Genomic DNA, 23,137 nt, shown 5'->3' with positions numbered 1-23,137 from the left:
CTGTTTTAAACGTCTAAAACCCCTACTTATGTAACAGTAATTTAGGACGTGCGCGCGAGTTATAGAATAACGAACCGCAGAGGCGCAGAGAACACAGAGAAATGAGAGCTTGAGAGATATTTTACCTAAGCCCTCTAATTACGAATTACGAATTATCCAAAGCCTCCTCCTCCAGGAGTTTCTATGACAAAAATATCCCCAGATTTCATTTCTACTGTTGCTGTGCTGTCTAAATTCTCTTCAATTCCATTCTGACGTTGTATCCAGTTGCGTCCAACAATTCCGGCTTTCCCACCATTTAATCCAAAGGGAGGGATAACCCGATGTCCAGAGAGAATATTAGCTGTCATAGGTTCTAAAAAACGGATGCGGCGGACAACTCCATTACCACCAGAATATTTTCCTTTACCACCGCTATCGGGACGAAGACTAAAGCTTTCTAAAAGTATAGGATAACGAGTTTCTAAAACTTCTGGATCGGTCAAACGGGAGTTAGTCATGTGAGAATGAACACCATCAGTTCCATCAAAATCGATTCCTGCACCAGAGCCACCGCAGATAGTTTCATAATATTGATATTGCTCATTCCCAAAAGTAAAATTATTCATCGTTCCTTGAGAAGCAGCCATGACACCCAAAGCGCCATATAAAGCATCAACAATGGTTTGAGAAGTTTCTACATTACCGGCCACTACTGCTGCTGGATAAGTTGGATTCAGCATACAGCCGACTGGTATGATAATTTCTAGAGGGTTAAGACAGCCTGCATTAAGTGGAATATTATCATCAACCAAAGTCCGAAAAACATATAAGACTGCGGCTTGAGTCACAGCTTTAGGAGCATTAAAATTACTATTTAGTTGCTCAGAAGTTCCAGTAAAATCAATGGTAGCACTGCGGCTTTCTTGATGAATTGTAACTTTTACTTTAATTGTCGCTCCATTATCCATTTCATAAACAAATGAGCCATCTTTGAGAAGATTGATAGCCTTTTTCACCGACTCCTCAGCATTAGCTTGTACAAAGTTCATATATGCTTGAACAGTCTCAATTCCGTATTGTGAAACCATTTTATAAAGTTCTTGTCCTCCCCGTTCATTTGCGGCAATTTGTGCCTTAAAATCAGCGATATTTTGGTCAGGGTTACGGGCAGGATAAGTATGATTTGAAAGATGCTGTCTGACTGAGGTTTCTCGGAAATTTCCTTCTTCAACTAAGAGAAAATTATCAAAAAGAATTCCTTCTTCTTCTACTGTGGTACTGTGGGGAGGCATTGAACCGGGAGTAATTCCACCGATATCTGCTTGGTGTCCGCGAGAAGCGACAAAAAATAGGGGAGTGGGGAATGAAGTATTTTCACAATTCTCTAGAAAAACAGGAGTAATTGCAGTGACATCAGGAAGGTGAGTTCCGCCGTTATAGGGGTTATTAGATAGATAGACATTTCCTGGTTTTAGGGTGTCGCCTTTATCCTTAATTAAACTGCGAACACTTTCACTCATTGAGCCTAAATGTACAGGAATATGAGGGGCATTTGCTACTAATAATCCTGATGAGTCAAAAATAGCACAGGAAAAATCCAGTCTTTCTTTGATATTTACAGATGTTGCTGTGTTTTGTAACACAATTCCCATTTGTTCGGCGATAAATTGATAGAGATTTTTGAATATTTCTAAGCGGATGGGATCGGGTTGAGATTTGATGTGCATTCTTGACTCCTTTTTATAAAAAATGCAAATTTGTAATAAAAATACGAAATTACATATTTTTATATTTTTTAGTCAAATATATTTTTACAGATTTAAGTGAGCTATATATCTAAATTTGGGAACAATATACAAGAAGGACTTACTGTTCATCGAGAATATAGCCATTATGGATTTAAAGAATTTAAACTGGACTAAAAGTGTAACATCTCAAGACGAGTTATGGGCTTACTCAGAGTTTCCAATTCACTATCTTTTTAAGCTAAACTGGAAAGACAATAAAATTAATGCCAATAAACCTCAAAAGAATGATTTAATTCTGTTGAGGCAAAGAAGCTACGTTACTCACTTGGTAAAAGTTTTAGACTACAAGTCAGAAGATGATGATTGGCAAGGGGATTTTAACATTTATCGAATTGTTGAAATTCTTTGGGTGATTTCATGGGAAAATCCACCTATTTTTGCTAAAGCAGATGAACTATTTGGTTACAAAGAAGTTCTACATTATCAGGGTGGTGATGTAATGGAGTTGAATACTCTACCCAGCTTTAATAAACATTGGGACAGTAACGGTGGTCTTGATAATTTTCAAAATCGTGTTCGTACTACGCTTAACTTGTTTTGAAAATACTGTATGACATTCGTTACATCCAACTTACCATCTATATCCATTTGCTTTCCCCCATTCTATCCAAGCTACAGCCATTTGCTGAAGTCTACCACGCTGTTCGGCTTCGATAGGGTTTGCTCCAGTAATTGCACTTAAGACCCAAAACCAATGGTCTGGTTCGCGCTCAAGTTCACGCATAATTAAAGGAACAACAGGTTGTCCCATCCCGATTATTCTTTGATAAGCGGGATGCATTGATATTTTTGAAGCAACAGAGAACATTCCTGTCTCACGCCGCCATTGTTCTGCTAATTCTGAGAATGTAGTTTCTATTTCTGCGGTTTTAATAACCGGATAAACGTAAGGTGACATTTAACTTCTATTTAGCTTTACTACAAGGTAACTGATATTGATTATCCTCCACATACAGGCGAATTCTGATAAATTTATCAATATTTACGCTGTAACATTAGATGATTGTGTACATTTAATCTTGCTTGCCAGTTAGGTTCAACTACGATAGTGCTAATTTTTTCGACAACGATCGCAGGGCCATTAATGCTATCTTCTGGTTGTAAGTCTTCCCGTCGATAAACAGGGGTATTATGCCATCTATCAGTGCTATATATCCTTACCTTATCAACAGATGTAGGAGCTTCATCTAAAGGGCGAGTCCGAATAATTAAAGGTTCTTCAGGAGTATCCATTTTCTGAATTACTTCTACTGAGGCTGATTCCACAACTAAAGTTTTCTCTAATTGAATGAAACTATAAAGTGATTGATGCTTAAGCTCAAAATCTTGTTGCATTAATACTACGTTATCGGCGAAATTAACGCTTAAAGTAGAGTTAGTTCCTTCATATTTTAAGTTAACTTTTCGGACTATTTCTATTTGACTAGGCAATTCATCTATTTCATTTCTAGCTTGAGTTTCTAAATATTCCATTAACTTGTGTAATTTAGGAATTAATGCTTGAGTTAAAGGCTGCTCTACTCCTCCTTCTCTAATCGCCCTGACATCAGCTAATCCCATTCCATAAGCTGAGAGAACGCCAGCATAAGGGTGAAGAAATATTTTTTTTATGCCCAAGGTATCGGCAATCAAACAAGCAACTTGTCCACCTGCGCCGCCAAAACAACAAAGTACATATTGGCTGACATCATAACCTCGTTGCAGACTGATTTTTTTAATTGCGTTCGCCATATTTTCTACTGCGATCGCAATAAATCCAGCCGCTACCTGTTCGGGAGTACAATTATTGAATGTCGCGGCTTGAATATCTTGGGCTAATTGGGTAAATTGCTGAATGACAGTATCTTTATCTAAAGGTAAATTGCCATCAATTCCAAAAACCGATGGAAAATATTGTGGGTGAATTTTGCCTAACATTACATTGGCATCAGTAACCGTTAATGGGCCACCACGTCGATAACAAGCAGGCCCAGGATTAGAACCAGCAGATTTAGGCCCGACACGATAACTAGAACCATCAAAAAAGAGAATTGAGCCGCCTCCAGCAGCAATGGTATTAATTGCTAATACCGGAACTCGCATCCGCGCCCCAGCAATTTCCGAATCTAGTTGTCGTTCGTATTCTCCTTTAAAGTGGGCGACATCTGTACTTGTTCCTCCCATATCAAAGGTGATAACTGATTCAAAACCTGCTCTTTTACTAGTTTGAACTGCGCCGACAATACCGCCAGCCGGGCCACTTAAAATACTATCTTTGCCTTGAAATTGTTGGGCTGCTACTAAACCCCCGTCAGATTTCATAAACATTAATTTTACTCCAGGTAACTGACTCGCTATCTGGTTGACATAGCGGCGGAGAATCGGAGTTAAATAAGCATCAACTACTGTTGTATCTCCTCGGCTGACTAATTTCATTAAAGGACTAACTTGATGAGATACAGATATTTGTGTAAAGCCGATTTCTTGCGCGATTTGGGATATTATTTGTTCGTGATTTGGATAGCGATCGCTGTGCATAAAAACAATAGCACAACTCCGAATTCCTGTGTTGTAAACTGCTTGTAATTCCTTTTTTACTTGTTTAACATCTACAGAGATTAATTTATTTCCATGAGCATCATAACGTTCGTCAATCTCAATTACCTGTTCATAAAGCATAGTTGCTAAAATTATCTGACGGGCAAAGATGTTAGGACGGTTTTGGTAGCCAATTCGCAGCGCATCTTTAAACCCTTTGGTGATGATAAGAACAACTCTGTCTCCTTTGCGTTCTAAGAGTGCATTTGTTGCTACTGTTGTCCCCATTTTTATAACTTCTATTGCTTCAGTAGGAATGGGTTCGTTACCGGAAAAACCTATAATATCTCGGATACCTTGAATAGCTGCATCTTGATATTGTTCGGGATTTTCTGAAAGCAGTTTATAAACTACGATCCATTGCTGATTAGGCAGAGAAACAATTAAAAAACGTTCAGGATTTCTTGAGAGTCTGTCTACAATTACCTGATTATTAGTAACGGCAACAATATCTGTGAATGTACCACCTCTATCAGCAAAAACTTTCAACATGATTCTGTTTCCTGTATAGTCATGAAAAATTAGCCCAATTTCAACCTTTCTGCTTGCTATACTATATTTTTAATTTCATGACAATTATGCCATACAAAAAGGTTATGGAAAACTTGGTTTTCGTATCAAATGCACAGATGATTAAAGCGTAGTTACTGCCGAAATCGATATCAAAAAAGTTTATCCCCAAAATTAATACTCATCTACAAATTGAGGATGAATCCACATAAATTCACGGCGTTTGTTTTGCACCTGCACTACCCGGATTTCTCACCACATCTCTCAAAGCCTGCGCTTGTGCAGGGGGGCAGAGGGGAGCAGGGGAGCAGGGGTGAGAAATTGTACAATTTCTTTCCCCTCTGCTCCTCCGCTCCTCCGCTCCTCCGCTCCTCTGCCCCTTCTTCGCTTAAAGCTTGTGAGAAATGCGGGACTAGATCACCAAAACATTGTAATAATATTTAATATGAGTTTAGGTTGTGTAATTTAGATTAACTATTGCAGAGAAATTCTCTCAGAGTTAGTAGAATGAAAAATACAACGAGGCAACTATTTTATGGATTAGTTACTCTAGAACTGTAGACTACGTTTTCAGTCCTGAGTTATTTCCGTATTTTGCCTCTGAGGCATACTAATCAAGACTACACCAATCCTTCATTTAAGAGCTCCCACTAATCATAATGGCTGTGATTGAGAAGAAAAGAACTCGCGATCTGCCCCAAATTAACGAACGAATTCGCTTCCCGAAAATTCGGGTCATTGATACAGACGGTGCCCAACTGGGAATTATGCCCCCACAAGAAGCACTACAACTAGCAGAAGACAAAGAGTTAGATTTGGTGCTTATAAGTGACAAAGCTGACCCGCCAGTTTGTCGGATTATGAACTACGGGAAATATAAGTTTGAGCAGGAGAAAAAGGCGCGGGAAGCCCGGAAAAAGCAGCACACGGCTGATGTTAAAGAAGTTAAGATGCGTTACAAAATAGAAGAACACGACTACAACGTGCGTGTTAAGCAAGCAGAGCGCTTTTTGAAAGATGGCGATAAAGTCAAAGCGACTGTGATGTTCCGGGGTCGAGAAATTCAACACAGCGATCTAGCAGAACAATTGCTCAAGCGAATGGCAACGGATTTGGAGCCTTATGGTGAGCTTCAACAAGCGCCTAAAAAAGAAGGGCGAAACATGATGATGCTCATCTCGCCCAAAAAATAATCCTCTAACTGTTGAATAGACTAAGTTTGAAAAACCCCTGACTTATAGCCAAGGGTTTTTTCGTTTGGATGCAAGATGCGCCCAAAACTTTAAGGCCATTTAAATTTATCTAAAATCGATAGTCCTGAAGGCTGAGTGGGAAACATAATACTCAGTTACTCAGGACTTTTGCTATTTCCAGGGGACGCGGGAGACAAGGGGACAAGGAAGACAAGGAAGTAAGTATATTTCTTCCCTTGCCCCCTGCTCCCCATTACGCGGTGATACTACCAGAAAATAAAACTGCATGGAACTGAAAAATCACTGGTTGGCTGTAAATAAAGTTGCTTTACCACGACTACTACAGTGGGTGAATCTCCGACCAGAGGAGAGCGAACGAACTCAGATAATGTTTATTTTTTACACAACTGTGTGTGTAGGATTGCGGTGGGCAGAAGACAGTACGGTGGCGCTGTTTTTAGATGAATATGGAACTCGTCTTTTGCCGTGGATGTATATTGCCAGTGCCGTGATGAGTGCAGGACTGGTTTTTTTATACTCTTGGCTGCAAAGGATTTTTCCCTTACGCCGAGTGATTGTGGCGATCGCACCTTGTATGTTGATGCCATTACTTTTATTAGTTGTATTACGTTGGGGAGCGCATGTTTCCTACCTGGCAGTTATTTCGGCCTTTCTGCTGCGGTTGTGGGTAGATGCCCTTTATGTAGTTAATGACCTCAACACCTCCATTGTTGCTAACCAAATATTTAATATTCGGGAGATTAAGCGCACTTACCCACTGGTGAGTAGTGGTCTTTTGGTAGCAGATGTGATTAGTGGTTTTAGTTTGCCTTGGCTAGTGCAGTACACCTCACTAAATAAGATCATCTTTATCGCCTGTCTAGTGATTTTCTTAGGATCGGGGATTTTACTCTATTTAACTAATCGCTATCGAGCAGCTTTTCCTGAAACCCCACAAAAACTAATTCCTGAAGAACAAGTTTCACGAGAGCGTTTCATTAAAAGTCCTCTAAAGCGCTATGTTTGGCAATTGTTTGCCTTTGTCGGTCTATTGCAAGTGATTGGGTTGTTAATAGATTTTCAATATCTGCGCGAACTCCAATCTAATTTGGGCGACCGAGAACTCGCCAGTTTTTTGGGTCTTTTTGGTGGAATGTTGGGACTGTGTGAGTTGTTATTACAGTGGTTTTTTTCCAGCCGACTCATCGAACGGATGGGAGTATTTTTCACAGCTACCCTTTTACCAATCACTGTAGGTATTGCACTACCAGGAGTGTTGGTATTGTTGAATTTAATTCCAGCCATCCAATCGCAAAGCTTTTTCTGGGGTTTGATAATTGTCAAATTTTGCGATGAACTTCTGCGCTACACCTTTGTCATGAGTAGCGGCCCCATCCTGTACCAACCGATTCCAGAGGCAATTCGTAGCCGGATGCAGACTTTATCTGGTGGAACTGCTGAAGCGATCGCTACAGGTTTGACAGGAGCGCTAATTTTTGCAACTCTATTGTTTTCTGGGCGGTTTGTACCCGAACCACTGCAAAAGTTGGTGTTAGTAGCAGAAACAATGTTGATAGCTGGCACCTGTTTAAAAGTAGTTTGGGAATTGCGATCGCGCTATGTGGAACTGTTAGTCTTGAGTGTCGCGCGGGGTCACTTGAGTGCAACCAATGTCGGCTTAAAATTCTTCAAACAGGGAGTAGTCAAAGCTTTAGGAGAAAAAGGCAGTGAGGCTGATAAACGCTCTTGTATTGAACTTTTAGCCCAAATTGACACCCAAGGATCTGCGGAAGTTTTAGCACCTCTGTTAGTCAAATTAACCCCAGATTTACAGCGCCAAAGTTTGGAAGTCATGCTGATGGCAGGTGCAAATCCCGCTTATCTATCCGCCATCCGTCCTTTGTTAGAACAACCCCAAGAAACTAACCCCGAAGTTTTTGCCTTGGCGCTACGCTACGTTTGGCTGGCTGAACCAAATCCCAATTTAAGCCTCTTAGAAGAATATTTACACCCCCGGCAAAACTCACTCATCCGTGCCACCGCCGCCGCTTTAGTGTTACGCCAGGGAACACCCATGCAAAAGGTAGCAGCTACTCAAACCATGCGCCGGATGCTGACTCATAAGCAAGAACGCGAACGGGTGAATGGAGTTAGAGCGCTGAGGGAAGCAGTTTATTTGCAGGCGTTGCGGATTCACATCCCGAATTTGTTACAAGATGAGTCGTTACGGGTACGCTGTGCCGTATTGGAAATGATTGCAGCAACCCATTTAGAAGAGTACTATTCGGCACTGATTGCAGCACTTTATTACAAATCAACTCGCAGCACAGCCATGTCAGCCCTAGTGCGACTAGAAAATGAAGCTTTAGAAATGCTGTTGCGGTTGGCTACCAATATTTACAAACCAGAAGTAGTGCGAATGTATGCTTGGCGTACCATTGCTCAAATTGGTACTCAACAGGCATTGGAGACTTTATGGGAAAACCTGGAGATATCGTGGGGAAGTACTAGAGATCATATTCTCCGCAGCTTACTAAAAATACACAAACAACCAGGACTTAAAGGTTTAGTAGATCGATTTTATGAAAGTCGGGTGGAAAATTTAATTAAGCAGGAATTAAAGTTTTTAGGTGAAATTTACGCTGCATACATTGATTTTCAAACACTAGACGAAAAAGAAAATCATCAATCCAATCAGAGGATTGCGATTGTCTCTGAGTTATTGCAACGCGCCCTTATCGAATTGGAATTGGATGTGAAAGAGCGACTGCTACTATTATTGAAACTGCTTTACTCGCCAGAAAAGATGCAAGCCGCAGCATTTAATCTGCGATCGCTCTCAGTGGTAAACTTAGCGCGGGGGTTAGAAATCTTAGAGCATACAGTAACTTTGTCTTCAAAGTCTTTATTGCTGAATATTTTAGATAACCGACCGCAGGTAGAAAAATTACAATATCTTGTCGAAGCCAAGATCGTAGAATATGAGAACATGATAGTTAGCGATCGCCTCCACAGATTGCTGATGCTGGGTAACTTCCTTTCTGACTGGTGCCTAGCTTGCTGCTTTCATTTTGCTCAAGTGACTCGCATCAAACTGACAAGCTCTGAGATTTTAGTCAGTTTGCGTCATCCAACAGGCTTTGTTAGAGAAGCTGCGATCGCATATCTAAATATGGTTTCATATCGTGTTCTCCTGCAAATCTTACCCCAGTTACAAAAAGATCCACATCCTTTGGTGTCTACTCAAGTTAAAGAGTTGCTCAAAAAATACCAATCCAAAAATTACAAATAAAGCAAGGCACTACAATAATTACCAATTACAAGAAGCAACCAAGCTAGCCACTATCTGAACTAGTTCTTCTGGATCGATCGGTTTAGATACATGAGTGTCAAAGCCACCTTCTAAGGCACGAATCCGATCCTCACTATCAGCATAAGCTGTTAAAGCAATAGCGGGGACTCGTCCACCATTCTTTGGTTGAAGCGCACGGATTTTGCGAATGAAAGTGTAGCCATCCTCACCAGGCAACCCAATATCAGAAATTAACACATCGGGCTGCAATTCAGATAATACTTTGCGTGCCGCATCTGCCGATATTACTGGTATAACTCTTGCTCCATCCATTTCCAACACAGTCGTGATGAAAAAGCGAGTATCATTATCATCCTCAACTACCAGGATATCTAAACCAGCAAGAGTTCCAGAAGTTTGCATAATAAAGTTTTTAATTAAATGACGAGCTTTGTACAAGTCCAAGTCGTAGTCACGGGGATGCTTGCAGTTGCGCGTGGGCAAAATCACGTTAACTGCAATGCTCATGTCTACAGACTGGAAAACGACTATGGACTACCAGATGACATCAATTAAAGGTGGTTGTGCTATTAGCGGTTTGTTTGATTTGATGCCATTTCCTTACACCTGGCTACAACCCAAAATACAACTCATCTGTGCTGAAGTTCTTCGCAATAGTCCTATCCGTCATCTTCCTGAAAAATCTGGCTTTCTAGTTATAACTTTTGGTGGCGAAGAAACTTCAGAATTTCAACGACAATCGCTAGATTTTTTGGCTGCATGGAAAGAAAAAGAATTGCCGGGTGAATACTTACCACAGCCTAATGAAAACCACTTTACGGCAATCAATGGTTTTTTAGACACTGACAGTACACTGTGTACGGCAATTTTGAGGCAAATCAATAAAGTTATATGATATTAGCATTCATACATAACATGCCCTTTTAAAATACCTAAAATGAAGAAAGCGATCGCTTGTCCGCTATCGATTTCTCCAACTTTTAGGAATTATATCATGTCCGCTTGATTGCTTATTAGACCCCAAAAACCCCACCCCGCTAAAGCTATACTTTGTCGGGGTGGGGTTCTTTATCTTATGGGTAATTTAGCGGATATGATATTACTAGCTAGTATGAGGTCATGCACTTTGGAATTGAACTGGTGAGCAAAGCTGACTGTGGTTATGTTCCTATTTGAAGCGCCATATCTGCACCAAAATTAGGTGGATTTTGTTACTTTCCAGAAAAAGCGGTTTATCTGCTGTAATTTTGAGTTATAAACCTTTTCAACTCCAGCCTTTAAGAAGTCAGACGGATCGTACAATAACAAAAATATGTCACTAAAGCCATTAGCAATCTCTGGTAACTGATTTTTTTCTACAATTTGAAATCGCACCTTTGGATCGACTAAGTGTCCAAGTATCTGTACTGGTGGAAGTATGTTATCAGTATCACTAATTAACAGTGGTTTATCTCCTTGACTAATAATATTAGCAATTTTCGGAAATTCTTGGTATCTTTCCGGGTATTTATTCCACCAAATCTGGGCTTGAGAATTGATCGTACAAGATATAACTCCGCTGATTATTAATATAAATGTCACAAGTGACCAGAACTTTTTCTGCCAAGCTTTACTATAAATAGACGTGAGCTTAGTGGTCAATAAATAAGCAACAGCTAACTGGATACCTAAAACTGAGGGAAGTGTATATCGACTAGTAGCATATCGATCTCGCAAGATGAAATCCGCTATTAGTAGGGGAACCCCTACTGAGCCAATTAAGGTTAAGACAAATAACCAAACTTTTTTAGATGTTCTTCGACATAGAACATAAATTGAGTAGAGCATTAAAACTAAAATAATTAAAATAAACGGAATTAAGGCAATCTTAAGTTTTCCTGGATCGCTAGGACTAATACCTAAATCAAGAAACGTCCGACTAAATATACCAGCCCATCTTGTAGCTGATGCAAATAATGTTTGTTTCACACCCGCCCAACCTACTGATTCTGGTTGAGGATTGGTAATAATAATCCCAATCCAAGGTACAAAAGCTATAAACGCCACAAGCGATGATATCAGATAAGAAATCGATGTTTTACTCAATCGGAAGCGTTCGATTGCAATTACATAAATTCCCTGTGAAAAAGCAACTAAGGTAAAAAATATATGGGTATAAAACCCGATTAATAATGCTGCTGCATAGATGAACCAACTAACCTTTGTTTGAAGGCGCATGGCTCGCAGCAGTGCTACGCTCGATGCTAAGATGGTTACTATCCATAAACTGTATGCTCGTGCTTCTTGTGCATACACCACGTCAACAGGTGAAACGGCTACTAAAGCTATGGCTATCCACCCTATTAGTGAAGACTCGAATAATTCTTTACATAGCAAATAAAGAAAAGGAAAAGTCAGCAGACTAATGAATGCCGAGAAACTTCTCGTTACTGCTACAGAATTGCCAAATAATTCTACCCAAAACCGGGTTATCAAAATGTATAACGGCAAAATCTGTGAGTCTTCTAAGACAATTCCTTTAAGTGTATCAGCTGCATTTTTATCTGGGTTGGGATACTGATATTTCTGCAAATCTTCTATGCCGAACACACGACCATTACCTAACTGCTTTTTCATTTCTGACTGCATATAGCCAGATATGCGTAATGATGAAAAAACCTCATCACCCCAATAAAGTTTTTTGTCAATATTAACGAATCGAAAAAATATACCTAAAACTAATAGGATAATTACTAAAAAACGTAACCAAGATTTAGAAATATTCCAGTTCTCTGACAATTGGTTATTCATACATCAATAGTGATATCAGCAAAAGTTCAAAATACTTTTAATTGCAGTTTGTCTAAGATTCGTGTTTAGCATAACAGGTATAAGCCTGTAAGTAAACATCTGAATAATCATCTCAGATTAACAGTTAACCAGGATCGAATTCTCTATAAATCTTTGGGCTAAAGGTATTCTATGTCAACAAAATGAGTCTCAAAAAATTTGCAGATTTTGGCAGTAGAACACCACATTAAATACAATTTTTACTTGACATGGTATAGTATAAATTAATCTAAACGTAAAATACTTGTGTTAAAAACAAAAAGATTTGATAAAGTTTATACAAAGATACCATAAATACGCCTTCGGGTAGGATTAAAAGCAAAGGTACGTTAACGTTTGTTTAAACTCAACCTTGGAGTAGTGGAACCTTGGTCTGGTTTATTTTTTAGACTGAGCTAGCGATCGCGCCGACTAACCAGGAAAAGAAATAATATGTCCTTGTTAGAGCCTCTAGCCTCTTTTTGACAGCGGGCTGCTATAGATGTATGTCATTTTGCCACCTCCTCGACTTATTGCCAATCTTCCAGTAATAGAATTAAAAATGAAGCCTTCGTAAAGCCTTCAACTATCCAAAGATAGAAGCTCCATTCACAGATTTGACCAAATGTCAGTCAATTAAAAATCTGTATCTAAAATGGGCTTGTAGCATATAAAACGCTTGTAAGATTTTTATGACTTCCCGTATTCGCTTTTTGATGTGTCCTCCTGACCACTACGATGTAGACTATGTGATTAATCCCTGGATGGAAGGGAATATTCATAAATCATCGCGCGATCGCGCCGTGGAACAGTGGCAAGGATTACACCAGATCCTTAAACAACACGCCATCGTAGATTTAGTAACACCCCAGAAAGGTTGGCCTGATTTGGTTTTTACCGCCAACGCTGGCTTGGTACTGGGGGATAATGTCGTCCTTAGTCGCTTTTTACATAAAGAACGTCAGGGAGAAGAACCTTACTTCAAACAATGGTTTGAGGAAAATGGTTATACAGTTAATGAACTTCCCAAAGATTTGCCTTTTGAGGGCGCAGGAGACGCACTGCTAGATCGGGAAGGACGCTGGTTATGGGCGGGATATGGTTTCCGATCGGAATTAGATTCTCACCCTTATCTAGCTAAATGGCTGGATATTGAGGTTCTCTCTTTACGACTCATAGACGAACGTTTCTATCACCTGGATACCTGTTTTTGTCCCTTAACAAATGGCTATTTGCTGTACTATCCAGGCGCTTTTGATTCTTACTCCAACCGCTTAATTGAAATACGAGTCGCACCAGAAAAGCGAATCGCAATTGCGGAAGCCGATGCAGTCAACTTCGCTTGTAATACGGTGAATGTGGACAGCATTGTAATCATGAACAAAGCAAGTGAAGCTTTGAAAACTCGCCTTGCAGATGTGGGTTTTCAAGTGCTGGAAACACCGTTAACTGAGTTTCTCAAAGCCGGTGGTGCAGCAAAATGTTTAACCTTGCGGGTAACAGAACCAGTTAGAGATGAAATTCATGCCAATGTCTCGGTAGAAAGCCGGATCATTCGCATGGAAGGACACTTACTTGATGCTGGCTTAATTAACCGCGCCTTGGATTTGATTATAGATGCTGGGGGAAGTTTCCAAGTCCTGAATTTCAACTTGGGAGAACAACGGCAAAGTACCTCCGCCGCCGAGGTGAAGGTATCAGCACCATCTCATGAGGTGATGGAAGAAATCATCTCAATGTTGATTGATTTGGGTGCAGTAAATTTACCCCATGATGAGCGAGATGCAATCTTGGAACCTGTAATCCAAGATGGTGTAGCACCGGATGATTTCTACGTCAGTACAATTTATCCTACCGAAGTCCGAATTAATGGACAGTGGGTGAAGGTAGAAAATCAACGGATGGATGGCGCGATCGCAATTACCCAAACTCCCACTGGCGTAGTTGCTAGGTGTAAAATACTCCGCGATTTAAAAGTTGGCGAACAGGTAATTGTAGATGTGTTAGGTATCCGTACCATTCGCAAAACAGAATCGCGCGAACTCCGCAACACCCAAGAATTCAGCTTCATGTCGGCGGGTGTTTCCAGCGAACGGCGCGTGGAATTGGTGGTTGAACAAGTAGCTTGGGAATTACGGAAAATCCGCGATGCTGGCGGTAAGGTAGTTGTCACGGCTGGGCCTGTGGTGATTCACACTGGTGGCGGCGAACACTTGGCGCAACTGGTTCGGGAAGGATATGTACAGGCGTTGCTGGGTGGGAATGCGATCGCAGTTCATGACATCGAACAAAATATCATGGGTACTTCCTTGGGTGTGGACATGAAGCGGGGTGTCGCCGTTCGTGGTGGACACCGCCATCACCTGAAGGTAATTAATAGTATCCGTAGATACGGCAGCATTCCGAAAGCTGTAGAAGCAGGGGCAATTAAGAGTGGCGTGATGTATGAGTGCGTCCACAATAATATACCTTTTGTGCTTGCGGGATCGATTCGGGATGACGGGCCTTTACCTGATACCGAAATGAATTTGATTAAAGCACAGGAAGAATATGCTAAACACTTAGAAGGGGCGGAGATGATTTTGATGCTGTCATCGATGCTGCACTCCATTGGCGTGGGAAATATGACTCCGGCGGGGGTGAAAATGGTGTGTGTGGATATTAATCCAGCTGTGGTGACTAAGTTAAGCGATCGCGGTTCTGTGGAATCGGTTGGTGTGGTGACGGATGTGGGATTATTCCTTAGTCTGTTGATTCAGCAGTTGGATACGTTGACAAGTCCTTATGTGAATAAGGTAGGTTAGGAGACGAACCGCAGAGGCGCAGAGGACGCAGAGAAGGGGAGATGGGAAGAGTAGCTTTGAGTGAAGAGTTGCAGGTTAATTGGGTCAGTTTGATTGCTGATTTCATGCTGGTGGGGATGGTTTTTGGCCCGCCTATCGCTCCCTTTTTGGCTGCGTCTGGAGTGTCTTTGCTGACTGGGATTGCGGACATCATCTATTTTATGGGTAATCATGTATGTCCGCAACCAAATATGGGGTTGGATTTAGCACCACCTTTTATTATGGCTGTGTGTATGCGCTGCTACGGCACTGTCACGGGTTTGTTGATTACTCGTCTGCTGTATGGAGTAACTGGTGGTAAGGGATTTTACTGGTTAAGTCAGTATGGCTGGAGTGGTGCTGCGATCGCTAGTGTGTTGATGATGGCTTATCCTTTAGAATTGGCAGCACAGATTTTCGGTTTGTGGAGTTTTAATAATTATCTGGTTACGCCTTTTGGGTTGATTACTGGTTTGGCGTGGGGATTGTTTACTATGCCGATTTTGCACGGGTGGCGGGATGCTAAAACTAGCTTGAATGAATTGTAGAGTGGATTAATTTTTGTCAGTCGAAACAAGTGCCACGATCGCATTTGTATCTAAATTGTGGGTTGAGCATCTTGCCATTGGTGTCAAGTTAAGGTGAAACAAGTTTGGTCAATTAGTAATTATGCTGAAAACTCGCCACAGCATCAAGTATGAAATTAACTTTTGTACTGGATTTTCAAGGCAACAATCAATGATGGGTTTAAATATAAAGCGATCACTAGCCTCAAAATTGTGTTTTCTACCCTGATTTTGACAAAATTTTGAGTAATATTACTTATTGACAATTGCTCCTTAACTTTAACTTGATACCAATGGAATCTTGCCCGCCCTATTGAACTGGGCGGGCAAGATTCCCCACAAGATTGGATAATTTATTTGTTGGAAGTCCCTTAGATTATCGTCTCATCCTACTACCTACCTTCGCCTTCTGAGATCCTTCAACGATTTGGTAAAGTTTCTCTTCAAGTTTTTGCATACATGCCGACCAATCAAATTCCATTATAGAAGGGCGAGCCTGCTTAGTCATGTCTGCTTTCAAATCAGGATTTTCTAGAATCGCAATCACCTTTTGAGCGAAGTCCGTAGGGTTGTTAGGTTGAGCAAGAAAGCCGTTCTGACCAGGAGATACCTGTTCTGAAGTTGAAGGTGCAACAACCGCAACTAGAGGAGTTCCAGAAGCCAGCGCTTCGTTATTTGTAGTGCAGAAGTTTTCGGTAACGGAGGGGTTGACAAAAATATCTGCTCTAGCAAACCAGCCTAAAAGTTCTGTACCGTGGGACTCGCCCCATACAGTAATACCCGATCCAAATTTTTTAGCACGTTGACGGATTTCTTCATCTAGGGGGCCACTACCAACAATCACCAGATGAACATCAGGAATTTTGGCAGCTATGACTGGAAAGATATCAAGCAATTGGTTGACATTCTTTTCGGGCGTAATGCGTCCGACAAACAAAATAGTTGGTCGATTGTCGTTAGGAATGGGATTGTAACAAATGTTTCGCGGGTGAAATTTTTCGCAATCAATGCCTTGATAAGGGACATATTCAGCGCGTTGACATTTCAATTCTTCGTATTTAGTGAGTTGTTCTTTAGAAGAAAAGTAATTAAAGTCATAAGACTCACTAAATTGCTTGACTAAAACGGGAATAATCGGACGAACAAAGTTAAAGAATTTATCTCCAAAATAATATTTGATATACGCAACGATATCAGTATGGAAGAGTGATATTATTGGCGTGCCTGTTCGTTTGGCGTATTCGACACCGATGGGACGACCATAACCTTGCAAGAAAAATGAGTATAAACCTCTCATTTGTGCGGCTTCTTCAACCAAGATAATATCAGGCTTAAATTTCTCCAGCAACTTGGTATCACTCCAATGGCGATAGCTCAACGGTTGAGGAAGAGACTTATAGAATAACAGTGGTTCTGTGGGGAATGCGTAAGCAGATAAATTGGGGAAGGACTGAATTTCATTCAAACCTTGCATGGGGCGATCGCCAACATTTTTGGGGTAGCGATCGCTAATTTGCGGATGGATTAGAAAAACCTCATGTCCCTGCTCTAGCAACCAACGAACTCGTTGGTGAACTGCCACGGAAACACCAGTTAAGAAAGGAGCGTACAATCCTGTAAATAGTGCAATGCGAAGTTTTTGCTTAGTCATAATAAAGGGGAATATTTCACGGAAATGCTGGTTTTGAATTCAGGATTTACGCAGCAAATGTTTCATGAGCATCCTGACTATCTAGCTCAGTAATTACCACCAATACTGTTAAATCAAGGATTTAAACATTGTCAAACAGGAGAAAGTGTGGGTTGTGAAGTGGATGCTTATAAACCTTGGTTTAAACTATCAAAATATCCAAACTACGAAGTAAAATTCCCCTTAATATATTTGTCTAAACCCTTGCTATTAATACAAATAGATTTTGATAATTCGCAAAAAAACGTGTATTTTGACAAGAGCTATAGCTAGGATAGTTCTACTAAATATAAGATAATCTAACTTGAATACTAGGGAATGTTTAGTGTAATAACTTTCATGCCCTAGTTCATATTTAGTGATTTAACTCAAAGAGAAACCTTGCTATCAATAGGCTGATCTAACCATTGATAAGGGCGATATTCCACTAATCGGACATTCCAAGGCCCTTGAACTCGATAGGAGACACCGCGCCAGGTGACTGTTGAAATCCAAATAGATGACAGCATCGCTAACCCATAAACCCACTGTGTTAGCGGAATCCCAATCAACATTTTGATAATTGTAGCAGCTGATAATTTGGCGTAGACGTGCAACGGCTTGCCCATAGGCATCGTCTGGTCATTAGAGCGAACCACTCGCTGGATCTCTAATTCCAACACGAGCATTATCAACAGTAATCCTAAAGTATAGACACCATAACAGACTAAGAACAGAGCCGCAGCTTCCCATTTTGCCTCTAAGAAGGATTCTAGAACTAAAATGATCAGTGTTGTAGGAAACAAAATGCTAGAAACAGCTTCACTAACTAAAGCTAACCAACGCGGGTGATACAGTCGAGAATAAAGTATTAGGCGCTTGAGATAGTCGATTAAGTTGGGTAAATAAGTCTCTTCACGATTTACTATCAGCAGCGAAGGCACAAACTTTACCTGGAATCCATGTTTTTTCAGGATGTCGTGCATCATGAAATCTTCGCCTAAAGCTTGTCCCCACTTATCTAGCAATTCTGTTTGGCGAAGCACTTCTGTTTTCACAGCCAAACTCCCACCCCAAGGAATCTGGAAGATAAACATTTGCACTACTGTGGATACATTGCCGATATACCGCACTAAAGATCCCCAATACCTACCTGTCGGTACATACCAACGATTACCTGTTGTTGCCCCTACTCTAGCATCACCTAAAGGACTAACTAATTCTCGCAGCCAATTCAGATGGACTATGGTATCAGCATCTACTAAGGCAACTACTTTGTAGGAATCATCCAACTCACGGACAGCTTGGACTAAGGAACTGCATTTGAGACTACAATTGTTGCGTACTATTCGCAAAGGGCTAATTTGAACGTTGGTCGCTTCTTGCTCTGTGATGCTTTCACTGGCAATTTTCCAAGCGGGATCTTCGTGACTATCAACGATCAATTTTAAATCATAGTGTGGATAGTTTTGGTTTAAGAGCGATCGCAAACATCTAGGCAAAAACGGATCGGCTCCGCGTAGGCAAAGAATCACTGCTGTTTTGGGTAACTGGTCATCTGGTAATAAGTTTTTTTTGGATGAGCGCAGATACCATATAAAGACAAGCGTAAAACACACCTGAATAACCAGCCAACTCATCAAAGACTTAGACAAAAATATCGCCAAATCTTCCATTAAATTTTTAATCTCCGGTAGAATCTTGCCTTGATTGTTGGGAATTGGGGATTAGGGATTGGGGATTGAAAATCAGAAGTATCTCCTAGAGAAGCAGTCCCCAGTCCCCAGTCCCCTCTATGAATCCAGCGAATACTTCATGATTATGTTGACCGTTGTATTTTTATTTACAACAAAACTGGCATCACGAAACTTTGGTGAACCTGTTTGTATGGACACAGTTGGATTTTTGGAAATCCCAAAACCTTCTGTGGGAATACCAAAAAAGTCTTTATTGAGTTTGCGATCGCCATTTTGATCGTCAACCACGGCGACAGCATAAGTTCCAGGCTTCAAACCTGAGAATTCTTTTTTAACAGAATTGCCAGTAATCTTAGCGCAGCCACTTTGAGATCCACTAGAATTACTCATCGGAAATCCTTTTTCAGTTGCGTAAACTCTGAAGCAAATCTCACCTTTTTTGTGTTGTATGCCATTTACCACAACACTTAGTGTTTCAGTTGGTTCTGCATTTACCGTTTTAGCAAAGCTGAAGCTCACTAAAGTAGCAAGTAAAAAATGAGATAATTGAGATAGTTTCAGCATAGGTTTGTAGTAAAGAATAGGTGGTTTTTGGGCTGGATAAAAGCTATATTTAGTAGCTTTTATTTTTAACTAATTGTTCAATGTAAAACTTGACTTTTTTTCATTGATGCTGCTTGCCAACCTTTCCAAAGTACTTGCAGCACTTTTATTAAATCTTTCAGCAAAAGATATTCTGTCCCTTTTAACTGCCGATATAGACTTAGATGACAACGCAGCCGGTCATCCCAACTCAGGGGACTACGCCATATAGAGAGTAAATACTCCCAAATTATTCTCCAATGTGGCAATAAAATCTGTCCTTTCTTTGCTGAATCAAACCACACTGTATAGGCATAAAAATCAGGTAGCATACTCAATGAGGGTTTTTTAGTGTTGTTAGTAAACAACATATAATTAGGGAAATACATACTCATTGATTGTTGCGGATGGCTTCTGGCAAAAAACAAGTATTCAGGGATTTCATAAAACCTACCAAGAATACCAAGTCTTAACAAAAGAATTCCATCTGCATTACCGTAACCACCCATCTGCGGTATCATTCTCAGGGCATTGGAGCGAATTACTCCGTAACATTGATAACATAAATGTTTCGTTAGCAATTCGTTAAAACGCTTGTGTGGTTTTAGTGCATCTGCCTTGAGTTTAATATTGTAGTTTTGGAGAAAACTCCCCTCTTCATCAATGAAATATGTCTGGGAGTGACACAAGATTATGCTAGGGTCTTGGTCAAGCACCTCAACACACTTCTCGATAAAATCTGGAGCATGTAGATCGTCATAAGCTGCCCACTTAAAATACTCACCTGAAGACAATTTAAAGACGCGATTAAAGTTACGGGCGCAACCGATGTTCTTGTCATTGCGATAGTAACAGATACGTTTGTCTTTCTCAGCATAAGCTCTACAAATTTCCTCAGTTTTATCTGTAGATGCATTATCTGAAATAATTAGCTCAAAATCTTCAAAGGTTTGAGCCAAGAGGGAATCTATGGCTTCTTTGATAAACTTTTCACCATTGTATACAGGTAATCCGATGCTCAAACGTGGCTGATTAGTAGTCATATAAAACGATTATTCGGAAAATCTGTGGATTATTTAGTTCTCAATTGCAGATAATTGTTAGGCAGATGCAACCGAAGAATTAAAAAGTTAGAAGTCATTAACTCCAAACTTCTTACAATCCAACAACAATTCCAAAAATATTTTGACTATTTCATCAAGCTTTGAATATCTGTTTTTTGCAGCCATTCATGTGTTCGCTGCATTCCTAATTCTAGATCGACTGCTGGTTTATAATTTAACAGATTTTGAGCTTTGACAATAGAACAGGCGTAGGGACGAGTCATAAAATCTATAGACTCTGGTAAGATATCAACTTTTTTCCGAAAAAGTTTTTGTCCTTGAACGCGTAGCTTTAGAAACAACTTAATTTCATCTTTCGATAATGAAAGGGGTGCTTGTAAATCTTCCATTGCTGCTAAACGCATAAAATATTCTTTCCAGGAAGTTTCTTGTCCGTCTGTGATATTAAATATTTCACCGGATGTTTCTTTTTCTATCGCTAGAAAGATCCCATCAATCAGGTTATCTATATATACGTGATTGATTACTCCTTTAGCATCATTGGCACAGGCAAATAATTTTTGACGCATCATCAAAATTGGTCTGACTATCCAGGGAATACTTCCTGGCCCGTAAACATCTCCGGCTCTAATAACGATGATGCCAAAATCTGGAGAATCATTTAGTTCTAAAACTGCTGTTTCAGCTTCTATTTTGGTTTGACAATAGGGATTATTTTCGCCCGAAAGCGGCCCAGATTCTGCAATACCATTAGGATAGTTGAAACCGTAAACCATCACACTTGATAGATGCACAAATGTTTTCACACCAGCCTGTTTAGCAGCTTTAGCTATGTTGACAGTACCACCAACATTGACATCACGAAAATTCTTAATTGCACCAGCTTCTTCAGCAAGTTGAGATGTATGTAAAACGATATCTACTCCCTGACAAGCTTTTTGAGCAATAGTAGAATCGGTGATACTACCAATAATTACTTCAACACCTAAATTCTGTAATTGTTTGCTTTGTTCTGTAGAACTTTGTAGTCCACGAACCTTCATCCCTTGCGCTATGGCTAACTCGGCTGCACGCAAACCGACAAATTCATCAATCCCGGTAATTAGCAAGGTTTTGTCTTTGATGTTCATAAAATTGAACCTATTGTTAAATTGGTGAATTTGATTTGCTAGATAAAAGACTTGAAGCTATACCAAATTGGGATTTTGGTAAGAATTTTTAATCAAAAATCTAAAAATGCTATAAGGAACAATGTTTCTGTGGAGAGGCTGCACTAATGCTTACTTTTGAGTTTAGTTCAGGCAAAAAGATTGGCTGATTTTGCTGCTAAAAATAGCTAGAAAATATCTCCAGGATCTGCGGAACGGAGTTTATTGATGGCAAGCGCTCCAGAAGTAATACACATGAGAACTGTTGAAGTTAAGACTATCAATGCATTATTGGTGGTCATAACTATTGGTAATTTCGTCGATTCTGCTGCAAAACTATATAACAATACAGAAGTAATAAATCCTGGTATATAACCTAAGATTGCCAAAATCAAAGCTTGCTGAAATACCACATTTAATAAATAGCTATTGGCATAACCTATAGCTTTTAAAGTGGCGTAAGCAACGAACTGCGTCGCAATATTGCTGTAAAGAATCTGATAAACAATAACTACACCCACAACCGCAGCCATTGTCAACATCAAGTTAAGAATAAAACCAATGGGGGTTCTAACAGCCCAATATTTTTTTTCAAAATCAATGAAGCCTTGGCGGGTAAAGACTTGGACATCATTAGGCAAACTTGCTTGCAAACTTTTCAGTACCGTTTCGGCATTAGTACCAGGTTTGAGTGAAATCAAACCGATATCTATCATATCCGCAGGACGACTATTTGGATTTATCCTCAAAAAAGTTGAGTCACTAACAAGTAAATTTCCGTCCACCCCAAAGGAAGGCCCTAATGTGAATAAGCCGCCAATTCTGACTCTATAGCCAATTAACGAACTGTAGGGAAATATTTCAATTGTCTGTGCAGTATCTCCCGCATCAAATTTTTCAGCTATTGGGCCAAATTCTGGACGAGAACCTCGATCAAAAAGTACGACATCGGGAATTTTGAGTTTATCTAAATTTTTCTCCACTTCTGGGAGATTCATCACCGGTCTACCTGGGTCGAAACCAATAACATATATTGAATATTTCTCACTAGTTGCCGGATTTTTCAGTTTAGCAAATTGTAAATACATAGGGCTAACTGACTCTACGCCATCAAACCCCAGAGATTGGTACAAACGAGTCCGCGAAAAACTTTGATTTGAGGTTAAAGATTTGTATTGCGAACTAACTATAAATAAATCTCCTTTGAGATGCTGATGCACTGCGGTTGCACTGGAATAAAGAGCATCTTGAAAACCAAGTTGCACAAACATTAACAGCACAATAAAACCAATCCCGGCTACAGCTACTAGTAAACGTACTTTTTGCTGCGCTAGCTGTAGCCATCCTAAAGGAATTTTGAAAATCATGGATTTATTTATCATTTGTCATTGGTCATTT

At 40.1% G+C, this 23,137-nt stretch carries 17 protein-coding genes; 6 read left to right on the top strand and 11 right to left on the bottom strand.

What is annotated here, in order from left to right:
- Nucleotides 1–152: 152 nt before the first annotated feature.
- Nucleotides 153–1,709 carry a hydantoinase B/oxoprolinase family protein gene (locus V7K55_RS02180; protein WP_334827721.1) on the bottom strand — a complete coding sequence of 519 codons (1,557 nt, stop codon included), beginning with the start codon at nucleotides 1,707–1,709 and terminating at the stop codon, nucleotides 153–155.
- A gap of 166 nt (nucleotides 1,710–1,875) precedes the next feature.
- Here V7K55_RS02180 and V7K55_RS02175 point away from each other — a divergent pair, with 166 nt between their 5' ends.
- Nucleotides 1,876–2,331, top strand: a complete 456-nt coding sequence (locus tag V7K55_RS02175; protein ID WP_334827719.1) for a hypothetical protein — start codon at nucleotides 1,876–1,878, stop codon at nucleotides 2,329–2,331.
- A 30-nt stretch (nucleotides 2,332–2,361) separates the two neighbouring features.
- Here V7K55_RS02175 and V7K55_RS02170 read toward each other — a convergent pair whose 3' ends face one another.
- Nucleotides 2,362–2,688, bottom strand: a complete 327-nt coding sequence (locus V7K55_RS02170) for a hypothetical protein (protein WP_334827717.1) — start codon at nucleotides 2,686–2,688, stop codon at nucleotides 2,362–2,364.
- Between the two features lie 77 nt (nucleotides 2,689–2,765).
- Nucleotides 2,766–4,859, bottom strand: a complete 2,094-nt coding sequence (locus tag V7K55_RS02165; protein WP_334827715.1) for a hydantoinase/oxoprolinase family protein — start codon at nucleotides 4,857–4,859, stop codon at nucleotides 2,766–2,768.
- A gap of 677 nt (nucleotides 4,860–5,536) precedes the next feature.
- On the opposite strand from V7K55_RS02165, the gene infC reads away from it, so the two are divergent.
- Both infC and V7K55_RS02155 read left to right on the top strand, forming a co-directional pair.
- Nucleotides 5,537–6,070, top strand: coding sequence for a translation initiation factor IF-3 (gene infC, locus V7K55_RS02160; RefSeq protein ID WP_334827713.1), 534 nt, complete (start codon nucleotides 5,537–5,539; stop codon nucleotides 6,068–6,070).
- A gap of 286 nt (nucleotides 6,071–6,356) precedes the next feature.
- Nucleotides 6,357–9,362, top strand: a complete 3,006-nt coding sequence (locus V7K55_RS02155; protein ID WP_334827711.1) for an MFS transporter — start codon at nucleotides 6,357–6,359, stop codon at nucleotides 9,360–9,362.
- An 18-nt stretch (nucleotides 9,363–9,380) separates the two neighbouring features.
- Here the strand turns inward: V7K55_RS02155 and V7K55_RS02150 are convergent, their stop codons facing one another.
- The gene (locus V7K55_RS02150; RefSeq protein ID WP_334827737.1) at nucleotides 9,381–9,785 is read right to left on the bottom strand and encodes a response regulator; all 405 of its coding nucleotides are present in this window, start codon (nucleotides 9,783–9,785) and stop codon (nucleotides 9,381–9,383) included.
- Between the two features lie 103 nt (nucleotides 9,786–9,888).
- Between V7K55_RS02150 and V7K55_RS02145 the strand changes: the two genes are divergently transcribed.
- On the top strand, nucleotides 9,889–10,278 hold the full coding sequence (locus V7K55_RS02145; RefSeq protein ID WP_334827709.1) for a hypothetical protein: 390 nt from the start codon (nucleotides 9,889–9,891) through the stop codon (nucleotides 10,276–10,278).
- 302 nt (nucleotides 10,279–10,580) lie between these two features.
- Here V7K55_RS02145 and V7K55_RS02140 read toward each other — a convergent pair whose 3' ends face one another.
- Nucleotides 10,581–12,173, bottom strand: a complete 1,593-nt coding sequence (locus V7K55_RS02140; RefSeq protein WP_334827707.1) for a glycosyltransferase family 39 protein — start codon at nucleotides 12,171–12,173, stop codon at nucleotides 10,581–10,583.
- Between the two features lie 710 nt (nucleotides 12,174–12,883).
- Between V7K55_RS02140 and argZ the strand changes: the two genes are divergently transcribed.
- Nucleotides 12,884–14,995 (top strand): bifunctional arginine dihydrolase/ornithine cyclodeaminase, encoded by a 2,112-nt coding sequence (gene argZ / locus V7K55_RS02135; protein WP_334827705.1) that lies wholly within the window; start codon nucleotides 12,884–12,886, stop codon nucleotides 14,993–14,995.
- A gap of 41 nt (nucleotides 14,996–15,036) precedes the next feature.
- Nucleotides 15,037–15,561, top strand: a complete 525-nt coding sequence (locus tag V7K55_RS02130; protein ID WP_334827703.1) for a DUF2085 domain-containing protein — start codon at nucleotides 15,037–15,039, stop codon at nucleotides 15,559–15,561.
- A gap of 394 nt (nucleotides 15,562–15,955) precedes the next feature.
- Here the strand turns inward: V7K55_RS02130 and V7K55_RS02125 are convergent, their stop codons facing one another.
- The 6 genes from V7K55_RS02125 to devC form a co-directional block, all read right to left on the bottom strand.
- The gene (locus V7K55_RS02125) at nucleotides 15,956–17,230 is read right to left on the bottom strand and encodes a glycosyltransferase (protein WP_334827701.1); all 1,275 of its coding nucleotides are present in this window, start codon (nucleotides 17,228–17,230) and stop codon (nucleotides 15,956–15,958) included.
- 407 nt (nucleotides 17,231–17,637) lie between these two features.
- Entirely contained in the window at nucleotides 17,638–18,924 is a 1,287-nt protein-coding gene (locus tag V7K55_RS02120) for a glycosyltransferase (protein WP_334827699.1), read from the bottom strand.
- 117 nt (nucleotides 18,925–19,041) lie between these two features.
- Nucleotides 19,042–19,509 (bottom strand): DUF2141 domain-containing protein, encoded by a 468-nt coding sequence (locus V7K55_RS02115; protein ID WP_094331487.1) that lies wholly within the window; start codon nucleotides 19,507–19,509, stop codon nucleotides 19,042–19,044.
- Nucleotides 19,510–19,586: 77 nt separating this feature from the next.
- The gene (locus V7K55_RS02110; protein WP_334827698.1) at nucleotides 19,587–20,570 is read right to left on the bottom strand and encodes a glycosyltransferase family 2 protein; all 984 of its coding nucleotides are present in this window, start codon (nucleotides 20,568–20,570) and stop codon (nucleotides 19,587–19,589) included.
- 146 nt (nucleotides 20,571–20,716) lie between these two features.
- Nucleotides 20,717–21,721: an NAD-dependent epimerase/dehydratase family protein gene (locus tag V7K55_RS02105; protein ID WP_334827696.1), complete on the bottom strand. Its 1,005-nt coding sequence runs from the start codon at nucleotides 21,719–21,721 to the stop codon at nucleotides 20,717–20,719.
- Nucleotides 21,722–21,927: 206 nt separating this feature from the next.
- Nucleotides 21,928–23,106, bottom strand: coding sequence for an ABC transporter permease DevC (gene devC / locus V7K55_RS02100; protein ID WP_334827735.1), 1,179 nt, complete (start codon nucleotides 23,104–23,106; stop codon nucleotides 21,928–21,930).
- Nucleotides 23,107–23,137: the final 31 nt, after the last annotated feature.

Origin of the sequence: Nostoc sp., from assembly GCF_036919895.1 — a bacterium.
Taxonomy (GTDB): domain Bacteria; phylum Cyanobacteriota; class Cyanobacteriia; order Cyanobacteriales; family Nostocaceae; genus Nostoc.
The sequence above is the reverse complement of the archived record's forward strand: the minus strand, read 5'-3'. Positions and strand labels throughout refer to the sequence as shown.